Origin of the sequence: Rufibacter aurantiacus, assembly GCF_017916345.1 — a bacterium.
Taxonomy (GTDB): Bacteria; Bacteroidota; Bacteroidia; order Cytophagales; family Hymenobacteraceae; genus Nibribacter; species Nibribacter roseolus.
In genome coordinates this window covers 425,385-439,911 of record NZ_JAFMSV010000001.1, presented here as the reverse complement: position 1 = coordinate 439,911, position 14,527 = coordinate 425,385, and the positions used below count along the sequence as shown (strand labels likewise).

The window sequence follows — 14,527 nt, the reverse complement described above, 5'->3', positions numbered from 1 at the left end:
CTCAATGATTTTCAATGGAGTCCTTCTCTCGCTTTTAGTCAAATAGAAGTTGAGAGAAGGACTCAAAAAACAGAGCATTGACCTCCTCAGTGCAAATGCGGACAAACATGAGTCAACTTCAGATCTCTTCAGATAGAAAAGCATTCAACCTGCTCATACCTTTCATTGCCTTATTGGCGATTGCTATTGGCTGGTTAACGGCCCAATTCGGGTTTTGGGTGCCGGGCATCATGCTCAGCATTTTACTTGTTCTGCCTTTTGTGTTTTCGGTTTTCCAGCAGCCTAAGGTAGGAGTCGTTTCTTTGATCATCTACTCTTTTATCTTCAACCTGCTTGCCAGGGAGATCGGGCACTTCCCTTACATCTATGTGGTAGAAGGGCTGCTGGTGCTTACCTGGTTGGCCATTATTTTCCATAACAGAAGAGAGTATGACTGGAGCAAGCTTAACAATGAGATAGTGATTTTAGGCGCCCTCTGGACGTTGATTTACATTCTGGAGCTTTTCAACCCGGCCGGTTCCAATATTTTCGGGTGGATGCTGGACTTCAGGTATCCCTTGCTCTGGATTTTGGTGATGCCGCTCTGCCTCATGATCTTCAACACCAGAAAGGACCTTGATTTCTTCCTCATCCTGATCATGGTCATGTCCTTGCTGGCCACCCTGAATGGGGTGAAGCAGGTGAAGTTTGGTCTCTCTGCCGCTGAGCAAACCTGGATGACCACCTCCGGGTACATGACGCACATGATCTTCGGGGAGTTGCGCGCCTTTTCGTTCTACACAGATGCGAGTCAGTTTGGGGCTTCCCAGGCCCACTTATTTGTAATAGCCCTGGTACTGGCTTTTGGGCCATACAAAATCTGGAAACGGTTGTTGTGCGGTTTGGCCGCCATGGCCTTCCTGTACGGGGAGTCCATCTCCGGAACCAGGGGTGCCTTGTTTACCATCTTTATCGGGTTAGGCGTGGTGGTGTTCATCACCAAGAACTTTAAGGTAACCACTATTGCGCTGACCGTTCTGGTGGTAGGGTTCTGCTTCCTGAAATTCACTTCCATTGGCCAGGACCACTTTGAGATCAGACGGATGCGCTCTGCCTTAAGACCCCACGATGCCTCCTTCAACGCCCGTCTTACAAACCAGATGAAAATTGAGAAATACCTCAGCGGCCACCCCTTCGGTGGTGGGGTAGGGGCCATTGGGTTTACCGGCCGGAACTACAACAGAGGTACCTATCTGGCCTCCATTCCGCCCGACAGTTACTGGGTGAAGATCTGGGCAGAGATGGGGACTCCAGGCTTCATCATCTGGATTAGCATGATGATGTACATCATCGGGAAAAGTTGCGGGATTGTCTGGAACACAAAGGATAGGGGGCTCAAGTTCAAGCTTACGGCCCTGACGGCAGGCTTTACCGGGATTATCATTAGTAGTTACAGTAATGAGATCATGAACATGATGCCTTCTTCCATGATCATTTTCGTGTCCTGGGCCTTCATTTTCCAGGGTCCCAAATTGGATAGAGAAACGCAGCCCGCTGAAGTCCATGCATAAACCTTTGGTATCGGTTATCTCGGTGAATTACAACCAGGCGGCGGTTACCTGTGAGATGGTCTCGTCACTTAGGAAGGTTACCTACCCAAACATTGAGGTGATTGTGGTGGACAATGCCTCGCCCAGTGATGACCCGGGCATCATCAAGGAACTGTACCCGGAGGTGAAACTGATCAGGTCGGCCGTTAACCTTGGATTTGCCGGCGGCAATAACATGGGCATTGCGCAGGCTCAGGGCGAGTACCTTCTTTTCCTGAACAATGACACCGAGGTAGCGCCTGATTTTCTGGAACCATTGGTAGCGCTTTTCGAGCGGGATAGCCGCGCCGGGATTGCGTCTCCCAAGATCATCTACTACGGAACGGACCGGATGATTCAGTACGCCGGCTCTAAAGGCATCAATCCCTGGACGGGCCGCAGCATCACCATCGGGCAATTTGAGCAGGACAATGGGCAACATGATGTCTCTACCCCAACCGTGCTCGCAGACGGCGCCGCCATGATGGTGCCCATGCGCATCATTAAGGAAGTGGGGCTAATGCCAGAGCTGTATTTCCTCTATTATGAAGAACTGGATTGGTGTGAGATGATTAAGCGGGCAGGATATACCTGCCATTACGTGGCTTCCTCCGTGATCTATCACAAAGAGTCTGTTTCGGTGGGGAAAGCGTCTGTGCTCAAAACCTATTACATGAACCGGAACCGGCTACTATTCATCAGAAGGAACATCCGGGGGTTGGCACTCTGGACCAGCATGCTGATTTTCCTTTTGGCTGCTATTCCCAAAAAAGCCCTCGGATTTAGTCTCCGCATGGAGGGAAAACACCTGAAGGCCTTAGCGCGTGGTTTATGGTGGAACCTGACAGCCCGCCATATCCAGGATAACCGGTTTCCTTCCAGAAGTAAAACTGCGGAACCGGAACTGGCCCTGCCATGAGGAAGGCCAGAAACTAACCTGAATAAATGAATCTGGGATGGTCACCAGCCATCCTCTGAAATAAGAGGGTAAGAGTCAGTTGATTTTAGCCCTGTTTTATAAAAACAAGCTTAAAACACTTATGGCTTTTTTAGAATCCACAGCGAGTATCATTCTTCTAGTGATTGGGGCTTATCTCCTGTTCAACTGTTGCTACCTGCTGTTTTTCTCTTTGGTAAGCCACAAGAAAGCCAAACCCTTGCAGGAACTGCTGCCATTGGACCGGCGGTTTTGCGTTCTTATTCCCACTTACCGGGAGAATGAGGTGATTCTGGAAACGAGTAAAGCCGCCATCAACCACGCTTACTCCGGAGACTTTGATGTGTTCGTGATTGCCGATGGCTTGAACCCGGAGACCATTCAGGAACTGAAAACCACGGGAGTGGGCGTTTTGGAGGTGTTTTTTGAAAAAAGCACCAAAGGCAAAGCGCTGGCGGCGGCATTGGAAGCATTGCCTGAGGATGCCTATGACGTGGTGGCCATCCTGGACGTGGACAACATCATGGGTCAGGGATTCCTGCAGGAGGTGAATCGGGCTTTCTCTGCCGGCTATAAGGTGGTGCAGGCCCATAGAACGGCCAAAAACATGGACTCTTCTTTTGCTCTGCTGGATGCCTGCAACGAAGAGATAAACAATTCCATTTACCGGAAAGGACATTATGCCATCGGGATGTCCTCGGCTTTGATCGGATCTGGGATGGCTTTTGACTTTCTGTATCTCAAAAAACTGCTGACGGGTATTGGTGAGACCGTGGGCGAAGACAAAGAGCTGGATTTCAGGATCGTCAAAGACCAGGAGAAGATCTGCTACCTGGACAACGTGTTCGTTTATGACGAGAAAATAGAGAATGCGAAGGTATTTACCCAGCAGCGCACCCGGTGGATCGCCGCCCAGATTGAGTTTCTGAAGAAGTATGCTTTTGAGGGATTTGTTCAACTCTTCACGAACGGCAATTACGAGTTCTTAAATAAGGTGGTCCAGGCTTTTCTGGTGCCCCGGATATTGCTCATAGGTGTGCTGGGCTTCTTTTTTCTGGCCTCTTTGGTTTTGCCCGTGGGACCGTCTCCTCTGTTCTGGGCAACGTTGCTGCTGATGTTGAGTGCGGCATTGCTTATTGCCTTGCCAGGGAAGTTTTACCGGAATAGACAGCTGTGGAAAGCAGTGGTCCAGCTTCCTTACGCGCTGCTGTGCATGGTGAAAGCCTTGTTCCAGATAAAGAAAGCAAAGAGTTCCTTCATGTCCACGCCCCACACTGCCAAGGCAGTTTCAAATGAAATTTAAAAACTAACCAACAAAAACATGCCATTCGAGATTTTTGCATTCCCCGCCATTGTTTTCCTGGTCATTGGTTTCTTCAGCGGCCTTAATTCCTTCCGGAAGGACCAGTAATCCACTCTAAAACCTATTTGCTATGGATGTTCTGGAAGTGAGCCTTTGGGTAGCGATTGCCATTGTATTTTATACCTATGTAGGGTATGGATTAGTGGCGTGGGCTTGGGCGAAAGCGATTGCCAGGAAAGGCAAACCTACCCTTTTGATGGGCTTTGAGCCAGAGGTGACGCTGGTGGTGCCGGCTTACAACGAAGCCTTCATCCTGGAAGATAAGATTGAGAACTGCCTGGCTTTGTCTTACCCCGAGGATAGGCTGAAGATTGTTTTCATTACCGATGGGTCAACGGATCATACTGCTGAGGTATTAGCTGCCTATCCGCAGATAGTTCACCTGCACTCTCCCGTGAGAGGCGGGAAGGCAATGGCCGAGAACAGAGCTATGCAGTATGTGGACACTCCGTTTGTCATCTTCACAGACTGTAATTCCTTTCTGAACAAGGAAGCGGTGCGGGAACTGGTGAAACATTACCAAAACCCCGAGGTTGGCGCTGTCTCCGGGGAGAAGAAAGTCATGGCGTTGGAGTCTGCCCCTGGTGCCGGAGAAGGATTGTACTGGAAATATGAGTCCTTCCTGAAGCGCTGCGATTCTGATATCTACAGCCTGATGGGAGCGGCCGGTGAACTGGTGTCCTTTCGATCCTCTTTGTTTGAGCCTCTGGAGGAAGACACCATCCTGGATGATTTTGTGCAGTCCCTCAGGATAGTGGAAAAAGGATTCAAGGTGGTTTATGAACCCTTGGCCTTTGCCTCGGAAACGCCTTCCACTTCCATCCATGAGGAAATGAAACGGAAGGTAAGAATCTGTGCCGGTGGGTGGCAGTCTATGTTCCGCTTGGGTGGGCTTCTGAATCCATTTCACCAACCTGTTGTCACGTTTCTCTATGTTTCGCATAGGGTGCTGCGTTGGAGCCTTGCACCTTTGATGCTGGCGGTTCTGATCCCACTCTCCTTTGCCTTAGCCTGGCGGGGAAATGGATTTGGCGCCCTACTCTTTGGGTTGCAGGTGCTGTTCTACTTTATGGCTTGGATGGGCTGGCAGGCAGAATCAAGGGGGGAAAAGTCAAAGCTGCTTTTGCTTCCCCTTTATTTTACCATCATGAATGTGGCGGTGTTTCTGGGCTTTTTCCGGTTTGTAAGAAAATCTCAGCCAGCGGCCTGGGAGAAAGCCAGCCGGGCAGAGGCTCCGGCCATCCTGGTGCAGCAGAAAGATGTAAGCGAGGTGATCTGAACGGTTTGGCAGAAAACGAAAGGTGTAAGTACATTTTAAAGTCAGAACAAAGTGAGCATCGTACAGAAGATAAAGACAGATCCCCGGCTGAAAGCACTGGCGCTTTACCTGCTCATGCCTAAAAACCAGGCAAAGCCCCGGTGGTGGGTGCGGCAGTTCATGAATCCTTTTTACCACAAAAAAGAACACGATGCGGTCTTCCAGCCCAAGGCCAGACTGGATGTGCTGCCTTTCAACCATTTCACGGTGGGTAAAAGCTCCGTGATAGAAGATTACGCAGTCATTAATAACGGAATGGGTCCTGTGCACATCGGGGCGAACACCTTTGTGGGGCTCTTTGATGTGGTGATTGGGCCGGTGACTATTGGAAACCATGTTATCATCGCCCAACACGTGGTCATTTCGGGTCTTAACCATGGTTACGAGAAGGTAGGTATGCCCATCAAAGATCAGCCTTGTACGGTTGGGGAGATCGTGGTGGAAGATGAATGTTGGATTGGGGCGAATGCGGTCATCACGGCGGGCGTACGGATAGGTAAGCATTCTGTAGTGGCTGCCGGAAGCGTAGTAACCAAAGATGTGCCTCCTTACTCAGTGGTAGGGGGGAATCCCGCGAAAATCCTCAAGCGATATAACTTTGACACGGCCCAATGGGAGAAACAACAGACACTGCAGAAACCAGTACTTATCTAGAACAATGGTTAGAATTAGAACAAGTGGAATTCATTGAAATGGATAACTCTAAACATTATTTTCATGAAGTAACCCTATTAGTGACCCATTACAATAGAAGTAGTTCCCTGGAGCGGCTTCTCAGGTCTTTTCAGGAGCTGAATTGTGTTTTTGAAGACATTGTGGTGTCTGATGACGGCAGCAGACCAGAGCACTTGGAGCCGTTGAAGCAACTGCAAATGCAATATGGCTTCCAGCTGATTACCAGTCCGGTGAATAAGGGACTAGGCCACAACATGAACAAAGGCCAGAGCGCGGTGAAAACCGCCTACACCTTATATGTGCAGGAAGACTTTGTACCCAAGCCAGCCTTCCCATCCCATTTCAAAGACGGCCTAAAGATCCTGCAGCAACAAAAGGAAATAGACCTGGTGCGGTTTTACGCTTATTTTAAATATCCGTACCTGAAACCATACAAAAAGGGATTTTCAGAAATGGTGTTCAAGGGGCAACCGTGGTTCTCCAACCATTTGAAATTCTACCAATACAGTGATCATCCGCACTTAAGGCGGAGCAACTTCTTTGAAAAATTCGGGAAGTACGTGGAAGGGAAAAAAGGCGATATCACAGAGTTTAAGATGTGCCTTTCTTTTATCAAGAACGGAGGGAAAGGCGTGTATTTTGAAGATTTCACCTCCCTTTTTGAGCAAAAGAATTCTCCGGAAGAACCCAGCACCATGAAGCGGGTAAACTGGCGGCAGCAACAGGTTCCGGTGGTGCTATTCCTGAGATGGTGGTACCTCAAAGGCCGGATTATAAAAAATGACCTTGCCTTGGCTTTTACCCAGAAGTGCTTGAATAACAAACTCTGAAAAATGCCCTGCTGGCATTTGATGTGCAAGGAAAAGTAGCTTGCAAGTCGCTCCAAAGCAGGAAAAGATCCTGTTCAGAGCCTCTAATATATAAAAGTGTTATATTTTCTGATTATTTATATGCTGAATAAAAGAAAATATTTAAATTTATGGAGATAAAGTTCATCCTGTGAACCAAAAAGAAGTTTCTCATGAGAGTTATCAGCAATCCAGATTGGATAAATCATCTCAAGTTTGATTATGAAAGCTATGAGCAAATCCCTGCCAGGGTATTTGACGAGATAAACGCCGACTTGGATAGGGTACAAAGCAAAAGGCCACTGGTGAGCATTCTTATCTCTGCCTGGAACGAAGAGGTGAACATTCTCAGATGCGTGGCCAGTCTGTCAAAGATGAAAACCAAAATCCCTTTTGAGATCATTGTCATTAACAATAACTCAAAAGACAGAACCCAGGATACGGTAGACAGGCTTCATGTAAGGTCTTTGTTTGAGGCCAAGCAGGGTTGCGGCCCGGCCAGGCAAACTGGTCAGAAAAATGCGGCTGGGGAGTATATTCTGTTGGCAGACGCAGATTGCTTTTATCCTTCCTGCTGGGTTGATGAAATGATGAAGGTTCTGGTGAAACAAGATGTGGTTTGTGTTTACGGGCGGTATTCCTTTATCAGTGAGCCAGGTTTTCCCAGGTGGAAACTCTATATCCTGGAGTCATTGAAAGATGTGATCTCGGAGATCCGGCAGCTTAAACGGCCCTACTACAATGCCTATGGGCTCAGCATGGGGTATGTGAAAGAGTTTGGCTTGAAGGTGGGCTTTATTGAGACAAATTTCTGGGGAGATGATGGCCAGCTTTGCCTGGGTCTCATGAAATACGGGAAGATTAGGCAGGTGAGGTCAAATAAGGCCCGTGCCTGGACCAGCCCCCGTACTCTGCAGCGGACCGGTAATTTCTCACAGGCCCTCAATGCCAGGATTATGAAAGAACTGAAGCGCTTTAAAAACCACTTCAACACGCGCATGCCCAAGAATATAAGCATGACGAACAAGTAAATTCCCGGGGTTCTGAATGATGAAGTAAGGACTGGGAATTTACAACATACGGTAATAGGCCTTTAGGCGCTGACAGGATTAAGTAAATGCAACGGTAAATGATATGTATACCTTCAAAGAAGTAACTTTATTAATTACCCATTATAATAGAAGTTCTTCTTTAGAACGACTGTTAAAAAGTTTCCGGAGTAATAACTGTGTGTTCGGGGGGATTGTAGTGTCTGATGACGCAAGCAAGCCAGAACACCTGGCAAAACTGTATGAACTTCGGGAGGAATTCAAATTTAACTTAATCACCACTCCGGTAAATAAGGGCTTAGGTAACAACATCAATAAAGGGCAGGATGCCGTGACCACCCCTTATACCCTTTATGTGCAGGAGGATTTTGAGCCGCAAAAAGGCTTTTTCAGAAAGCTGCAGGAGAGTCTGGAGATAATGGAGGAGGATAAAGGGCTGGATATCATCCGCTATTATTCTTACCTCCTTTACCCTTATTTAAAACCGTATGGCAAGGGTTTTTCAGAGATGTACATTTTCCCGTTTGCCCCTCAATACAAGAAAGTATATTTCTACAGTGACCACCCGCATCTGAGGAGAAGCACTTTCCTTGAGAAGTTTGGAAGGTATAAAGAAGTAGGCAGTATTGACAAATGCGAATACGCCATGTGCGTGTCTTTTATCCGGAAAAAAGGACGAGGCTTATTCTACAATGATTACCAATCATTGTTTGTGCAGAATAACACAGCGCAGGAGCCTAGTACCTTAATCAGAAGTGACTGGACAAAGAGTAAGAACCCCTTAATTGTCTTGGCGAGAGATGTTTACAGACAGGTGAAATACAATTTTGACCTGCATCTTGCCAGATAGACTCCTTCTTAAATTATGAATTCTGTGTAGGGATTCCACCCCTTTCTTCCTATAGATTAATACCTATGAATTTCGTTTTTGTCAGCCTACAGAGAATCAATACAGACCGGGAGTCAACCTCTACTTGTCTGGCTAAAGAATTGGCGAAAAACCATAGGGTTTTGTATGTGAATTCCCCCATTGATAGAAGAGCCACGCTTACCACGCATAATGATGAGTTTGTGACGGCTCACATTGAGGCGATCAAGAATAAGAAAGAGCCTTTGGTGCAGTTAGACACCAACCTCTGGATGTTGAACCCTTCCCGCATCATTGAGTCCATTAACTGGGTTCCGTTTACCCCCATTTTCTCTATGTTGAACAGGCTGAACAATGAACGGCTGGGCAAAGATATCCAGGAAGCCTTGGATGTGTTGGGCTTTGAGGATTTTGTGTTGGTCAACGACAAAGATATTTTCAGGAGCTATTACCTGAAGGAGATCCTGCGGCCCACGAAGTATGTGTATCTAGACAGGGACTATACTCTGGGGCTGGATTACTGGAGAAAACACGGCGCCAGCCTTGAACCCAAACTTATGCAGAAGTCAGACGCGGTGGTGTGTAATTCGCTTGATTTTACAAAAAGGGCCAGGAAATACAACCGCAATAGCTATTATATAGGCAATGGCTTTGATGCGAGCCAGTATACTTCAGAGAAAATTAGAACCATTCCGCAGGAGTTGAAAGCAATACCCGGACCCATCATTGGGTACGTGGGCGCCTTGATCACGCTGAGGTTAGACTTGCGTTTAATGACCGATTTGGCTAAAGAAAGGCCAAACTGGAGCTTTGTCTTTATTGGAAAAGAAGACGATGAATTTAAGGCCAGTGAGTTGCATGGGCTGCCCAACGTGTACTTCCTTGGTTTGAAACACACCAAGGAAGTGCCAGCTTATCTTGAGGGTTTTGATGTGTGCATTAACCCCCAGGTTCTGAACGATATCACTAAAAGCAATTTTCCTTTGAAGGTGGTAGAGTATCTGGCCATGGGCAAACCAGTGGTGGCTACCTCCACCAATACCATGCAGGAGGTGTTTCATGAGCATACGTACCTGGCAAATGGAAAAGATGAATTCATTACCCAGATAGAAAAGGCCCTCCGGGAAAATACAAGCTCCCATGAACAAAGAAGAAAAGACTTTGCGAGAGAATTTACCTGGGAGAACGTGGTTTCCGTTTTTCTGAGATCCATTTACCCTGAGTTGGAAAGCGTGCCGCAGCAAGGTCCAGATGCTGTGATTCATTGAGAGAATACTGTTGCCTGTTGCTTCCATGAAGCATTTTGCTTCTGGATAACTGACAGAATATTAGTTTAAAGTCCCCAATTATTATGACTGGATCTGTTCCAATTTCAATTGTAGTAGTTTCTGATGATCACTATGTGATCTTATTGGCTGCTTTGATCAAGTCTATTGAAGTCAATCATACCTCAAAAGAACCGTTGCATTTCTATGTGATAGAAGATGGGGTGAAAGACAAGACAAAACGGAAGTTGCAGGCCTCTGTGAATACAGAAACCACTACTTTGTTTTGGATTCCCATGGAAGCCGCAGCTCCCTCGGGAATAGAGCTGCCGCTAGATAAAAGCTCCTGGCCGTTGAACATCTATATGCGGCTTTTTATTTCCTATTTCCTGCCCCAGAATGTGGAAAGGGCCATTTACTTAGACGTGGACATGATTGTGCAGAAGGACATCAGCCTGCTGTGGAACATAGATATCCAGGACAAGATTATTGCGGCCGTCACCGATTCAAGGATCAGGACCATTGACTGCCGGTGGGGCGGGGTAGTCAATTACAAAGAGCTGAACCTGCAAGGCAGTGCGAAGTATTTCAACACCGGCCTGCTCATGATTGATATAAAGAAATGGAAGGACGCAGACATCACTTCAAAGGTGCTGGAGTGCATCAAAGTGAACAAAGACTTTGCGAATTTCCCCGATCAATACGGTTTGAACGTATTATTAGCCGATCATTGGCTGGAACTGGACGGGCTCTGGAATTACTTTGCCGAAGGCGACCACACAGACCCCAACATCATCCACTTCATGTCTACCAAACCTATCTATAAATCCTATAACTATAACCACCATTACCAGGAGCTGTTCTACCACTATTTGAGCCAGACCCCCTGGAACGGTGAAAACCAGATAAGCTCCTCCAGAATCTATTATGCCAAGGCCAGAAATAAAGTCAGGAAAATCATGAAGAAGTTCTTCGCCAAAAACGTGCTCATTTACCCTGGCCATTAAAGCTTTAATTAAAATATAAATACCAGAAAGGCATTCATTTATGTGCCTATGATCCCGGGAGATGGAAGAAGTTTCGCTTCTCTTTATCCCTGCAAAAGAAGATATACCATTATGTTTCTATCTGAAAGAATAAAGAGAAGGCTGGCTTTCTCAAAGCCCGCTGAGCCTGTATCCAGAGACCTGAATTTCAACCACGTAAAACTCTACTATTGGAAGCCTCTGGATGGCAGCCTCAATTTTGGAGACCACCTGTCTAAGGTGATCGTGTCTAAAATTCTTGCGGATAGAAACCATTTGCTGGACGAGGAAACCAAGCGGCAGCGTACCATGCTGGCGATCGGTTCGGTGCTGCATTTCGCCGGTGACAATGACGTCATCTGGGGTACTGGCGTCAACGGGAAGGTAGATGTAAGCGAACATACCTTTACCAACCTGGATGTGCGGGCGGTGCGCGGACCGCTTACCCGTGAGTTTCTGATAAACCGGGGGATCTCGGTACCGGAAGTATACGGAGACCCGGCCTTGCTACTGCCTCACCTGTTTCCGGGCCGTTTTCAGAAAAATTCGCAGAAACCATATGTGGTGGTACCCAACTTACATGATCTGAAGATTGTGAAGGCCTTACGCCTGGAGAACGTTATTTCACCTATCTGGGGCTGGAACAAGTGCGTGGAAGAGATCCTGAAGGCCGAGTTTGTGATTGCCAGTTCCTTGCATGGTTTGATCATTGCCGAAGCCTATGGCATACCGGCCTGCTACATCAGGTTCACCGAGACGGAAAACCTGTTCAAGTACAATGATTACCTCATGGGCACCGGCAGGGGTGAAGTTCAATTCGCTACCACCGTGGCCCAGGCGTTGGAAATGGGCGGCATGCCGGCCCCAACCTTTGACGCGGCTAAATTATTAAGTGCATTCCCAATTGACCTTTGGGAGAAATAGGAAGTTAAATGGCCGAGAATTCAGGTAAAACTTTTTTAAAAGGAACAGTTTGGGCTATAATAGATAACTTCTTTCGGCAGGCTATTACTTTGTCGGTATTTGTGGTTTTAGCCAGGCTGCTGGAGCCCGAGATATTTGGCCTGCTCTCCTTTTCCTTTGTTTTCGTCAACATTTTCGTGGCGGTCATCAACGATGGCATTGTCACCGCCATCATAAGAAAAGAGAATCCGGTAGAAGCCGATTATAATACCGGGTTCTGGCTGTGCGTGGGCTGCTCCATTCCGGCGTTCCTGTTCCTGTTCTTTACCGCTGATTTTTTTGAGGACTTGACCTCGTCAAAGGGTTTGGCCATTGTGATGCGGGCCACCAGCTTCATCATCTTAACCACCGGTCTTTCAAGTATCCATGAAGTCTGGCTCCGGCGCCGGATGGACTTCAAAACCATCGCTATCCGGTCTGTCATCTCGGTAGGGCTGGGAGGATTGGTAGGGGTATTTCTGGCGATGAAAGGCTATGGGGTTACGAGCGTGCTGGCTCAACAATTAACCACGGCCCTCAGCCAATTGCTGATGCTTTGGTTTACTACCGCCTGGCGCCCGGGTCTGAATGTGTCCAAAGCCTCTGCGAAGGAAATCTTCCATTTCAGTAAGTACATTGCCTTAACCAACCTCAGCAACGCCGCCAACCAGAACAGTGACGTCTTTTTTGTCACTTATTACCTGGGGCCGGTCTCAACGGGTATCTACACCACCGGCAAACGTATTTCCAGTACGTTGAATACCGTTATTTCCACCGCTTTGCTGCGGGTGTCGTTGCCTGCCTTCTCCAAACTGCAGAACAATGACGCAGAGCTTGCCAAAATCTACCTGCAGTCTACTACCTTAACTGCCATGGTGACGGCCCCAATTTTTGCCGGTATTGCAGTTCTGTCAAAGGACATTACCCTACTTATTTTAGGGGAAAAATGGCTAGAATCAGTGCCTATCATGCAGGTGGTGACCATCATCGGGTTTTTGACCTCCATTGGGTACTATAACCAGAGTATCATGGTGGCCAAGAACAAACCCCAGTGGCAAACCAGGCTCACCTTGTTATATGCCATCTCCAACGTGACAGCCTTTGTAGTGTTCACCCGGTTTGGGCTTTTGGCTACGGCTTTGGCCTTTGCCGGCCGGGCCTTGTTGCTTTACCCGGTTTCTGTCTGGTGCGCGCTTAAACTTACGGGCCTGAACTGGACGCAGTACGTGAAATCATTGCTGCCGGCGCTATTGGCGGCACTGCTGATGGTGATTGCCCTGGTGGAGGCTACTTCCTTTCTGCTGCAAATTCCCCTGGTATTTAGATTGGTGGTGCTGGTGCTTTTAGGGGCCGGTACCTATTGCTCTTTGCTCTATGTTTTTATGCCCGGAATGTATAGAAAGTATATGGTGGATACCGTGCAGGGCAAGGTGTTAAAAAGAAAAAAAGTTTATAATTAATGAAAAGGTTTGGGATACTTGCCTGCCCTGCATGGTCAACTAAAGCTGGGAATCCATACAACTATATTCTTTATAGCAATATGGAAAAACAAGGTTATCCTATCTATGAATTTGATTTTGCGGTAAGAAGCAGTATCAAATATGCCTTGTCAAACAATTATAAGATCTTCCATATTCATTGGCCTTCTAATGTGATCTTTGGGGAGAGTGAAGCTAGGGCTAACCTCAGGCTGAATATTTTCTTTGCTTTTATTAATTTAATTAAGCTTTTTAATAAGAAAATAGTTTGGACCGTCCATAATCTGGAGGATCATGAAGGCAAATTCCCGGCTTTGCAAAAAAAGCTGAATGATTTCATGTACAAGAAAGTGGATGGTTTTATTAGCCTTAACCAATCGGGTTTAGAGCTTATAAAGCAGAAAACAGCCGGAAACCGCCATAAGAAAACCGCGCATATTTACCATCCTCACTATAGAAACTATTACAAGAATGAAATAGGGAAAGCCCTGGCCCGCGAGAAATTAGGGGTGCCCATGGACAAGTTCGTATTCCTGTTTCTAGGGCAAATAAGGGCTTATAAAAATGTAACCGGGCTGGTGGAGGCTTATAAGGCTTTGAATCACCCCAATGCTTTGCTGCTCATTGCAGGTAATGTGCATGAAGATATCAGGGATGAATTACAGAAGCATTTAGAGAATGCAGCGGATATAAAGTTTGTGAATTCCTTTGTGAAAGACGAAGACCTGCAGCTGTATTTTAACTGTGCTGATGTGGTGGTGACACCTTACAATAAAATCTTTAATTCTGGTTCTGCTTTGCTTAATTTAAGTTTCGGGAAGCCAACCTTGGCCCCAGATTTGTGGGCTTTAAAAGAACTGAGAAATTTAGTGGGTCCCCAATGGATCAAAACCTACCAAGGTCATATTTCAGCGGAAGTTTTAGAAAAAGGGATGGCAGAAATCAGGCAGGAGTCTGTGACATCTGCTGGAAATGGTCCGGATATTTCTCGCCTGGACCCCGAATCAATTTCCAGGGAGACCATCGCTTTCTATGAATCTCTTTTAGCTTAAAATGTTTGCCTTCATTTGAATTTGCTGGGTTCTCTAAAAATCAGGCAGGAAAAAATATGGAGAGCAATCAGTCGAAATTGATAAGAGTTAATTAAGTAGCCACATTGTAGTTTGCTTTTCTGCGCTTTTAAATTGTTTA

General features: G+C 46.8%; 13 protein-coding genes. All 13 read left to right on the top strand.

Going from position 1 to position 14,527, the window contains the following annotated elements:
- Positions 1 to 107 precede the first annotated feature (107 nt).
- The 13 genes from J3P34_RS01765 (at position 108) to J3P34_RS01705 (ending at position 14,388) form a co-directional block, all read left to right on the top strand.
- Complete coding sequence (locus tag J3P34_RS01765) at positions 108 to 1,550, top strand: O-antigen ligase family protein (RefSeq protein ID WP_210486169.1); 1,443 nt, start codon at positions 108 to 110, stop codon at positions 1,548 to 1,550.
- Positions 1,543 to 2,487, top strand: a complete 945-nt coding sequence (locus tag J3P34_RS01760; protein WP_210486168.1) for a glycosyltransferase family 2 protein — start codon at positions 1,543 to 1,545, stop codon at positions 2,485 to 2,487. Before J3P34_RS01765 ends, J3P34_RS01760 begins: the two co-directional genes overlap by 8 nt.
- Positions 2,488 to 2,608: 121 nt before the next feature.
- Positions 2,609 to 3,808, top strand: coding sequence for a glycosyltransferase family 2 protein (locus J3P34_RS01755; protein WP_210486167.1), 1,200 nt, complete (start codon positions 2,609 to 2,611; stop codon positions 3,806 to 3,808).
- Between the two features lie 130 nt (positions 3,809 to 3,938).
- Complete coding sequence (locus J3P34_RS01750) at positions 3,939 to 5,147, top strand: glycosyltransferase family 2 protein (protein WP_246853495.1); 1,209 nt, start codon at positions 3,939 to 3,941, stop codon at positions 5,145 to 5,147.
- 51 nt (positions 5,148 to 5,198) lie between these two features.
- The gene (locus J3P34_RS01745; RefSeq protein ID WP_345890324.1) at positions 5,199 to 5,840 is read left to right on the top strand and encodes an acyltransferase; all 642 of its coding nucleotides are present in this window, start codon (positions 5,199 to 5,201) and stop codon (positions 5,838 to 5,840) included.
- Positions 5,841 to 5,920: 80 nt separating this feature from the next.
- Complete coding sequence (locus J3P34_RS01740) at positions 5,921 to 6,691, top strand: glycosyltransferase (RefSeq protein WP_345890323.1); 771 nt, start codon at positions 5,921 to 5,923, stop codon at positions 6,689 to 6,691.
- A gap of 191 nt (positions 6,692 to 6,882) precedes the next feature.
- Positions 6,883 to 7,740, top strand: a complete 858-nt coding sequence (locus J3P34_RS01735) for a glycosyltransferase family 2 protein (RefSeq protein WP_210465995.1) — start codon at positions 6,883 to 6,885, stop codon at positions 7,738 to 7,740.
- A 103-nt stretch (positions 7,741 to 7,843) separates the two neighbouring features.
- A complete protein-coding gene (locus J3P34_RS01730; protein WP_210486165.1) occupies positions 7,844 to 8,608 on the top strand; it encodes a glycosyltransferase in 765 nt (254 codons plus the stop codon).
- A gap of 167 nt (positions 8,609 to 8,775) precedes the next feature.
- Positions 8,776 to 9,894 carry a glycosyltransferase gene (locus J3P34_RS22315; RefSeq protein ID WP_210486164.1) on the top strand — a complete coding sequence of 373 codons (1,119 nt, stop codon included), beginning with the start codon at positions 8,776 to 8,778 and terminating at the stop codon, positions 9,892 to 9,894.
- Positions 9,895 to 9,977: 83 nt separating this feature from the next.
- Entirely contained in the window at positions 9,978 to 10,898 is a 921-nt protein-coding gene (locus tag J3P34_RS01720; RefSeq protein ID WP_210486163.1) for a glycosyltransferase family 8 protein, read from the top strand.
- Positions 10,899 to 11,009: 111 nt separating this feature from the next.
- Positions 11,010 to 11,840 (top strand): polysaccharide pyruvyl transferase family protein, encoded by an 831-nt coding sequence (locus J3P34_RS01715; RefSeq protein WP_210486162.1) that lies wholly within the window; start codon positions 11,010 to 11,012, stop codon positions 11,838 to 11,840.
- A gap of 8 nt (positions 11,841 to 11,848) precedes the next feature.
- Positions 11,849 to 13,318, top strand: a complete 1,470-nt coding sequence (locus J3P34_RS01710) for a lipopolysaccharide biosynthesis protein (RefSeq protein WP_282597062.1) — start codon at positions 11,849 to 11,851, stop codon at positions 13,316 to 13,318.
- Positions 13,318 to 14,388, top strand: coding sequence for a glycosyltransferase (locus J3P34_RS01705; RefSeq protein ID WP_210486160.1), 1,071 nt, complete (start codon positions 13,318 to 13,320; stop codon positions 14,386 to 14,388). Before J3P34_RS01710 ends, J3P34_RS01705 begins: the two co-directional genes overlap by 1 nt.
- The last annotated feature ends 139 nt before the right edge of the window (positions 14,389 to 14,527 follow it).

Coding starts and splice junctions, on each gene's coding strand:
- J3P34_RS01765 (WP_210486169.1), top strand. CDS start 108: ATGAGTCAACTTCAGATCTCTTCAGATAGAAAAGCATTCAACCTGCTC.
- J3P34_RS01760 (WP_210486168.1), top strand. CDS start 1,543: ATGCATAAACCTTTGGTATCGGTTATCTCGGTGAATTACAACCAGGCG.
- J3P34_RS01755 (WP_210486167.1), top strand. CDS start 2,609: ATGGCTTTTTTAGAATCCACAGCGAGTATCATTCTTCTAGTGATTGGG.
- J3P34_RS01750 (WP_246853495.1), top strand. CDS start 3,939: ATGGATGTTCTGGAAGTGAGCCTTTGGGTAGCGATTGCCATTGTATTT.
- J3P34_RS01735 (WP_210465995.1), top strand. CDS start 6,883: ATGAGAGTTATCAGCAATCCAGATTGGATAAATCATCTCAAGTTTGAT.
- J3P34_RS01730 (WP_210486165.1), top strand. CDS start 7,844: ATGTATACCTTCAAAGAAGTAACTTTATTAATTACCCATTATAATAGA.
- J3P34_RS01720 (WP_210486163.1), top strand. CDS start 9,978: ATGACTGGATCTGTTCCAATTTCAATTGTAGTAGTTTCTGATGATCAC.
- J3P34_RS01715 (WP_210486162.1), top strand. CDS start 11,010: ATGTTTCTATCTGAAAGAATAAAGAGAAGGCTGGCTTTCTCAAAGCCC.
- J3P34_RS01710 (WP_282597062.1), top strand. CDS start 11,849: ATGGCCGAGAATTCAGGTAAAACTTTTTTAAAAGGAACAGTTTGGGCT.
- J3P34_RS01705 (WP_210486160.1), top strand. CDS start 13,318: ATGAAAAGGTTTGGGATACTTGCCTGCCCTGCATGGTCAACTAAAGCT.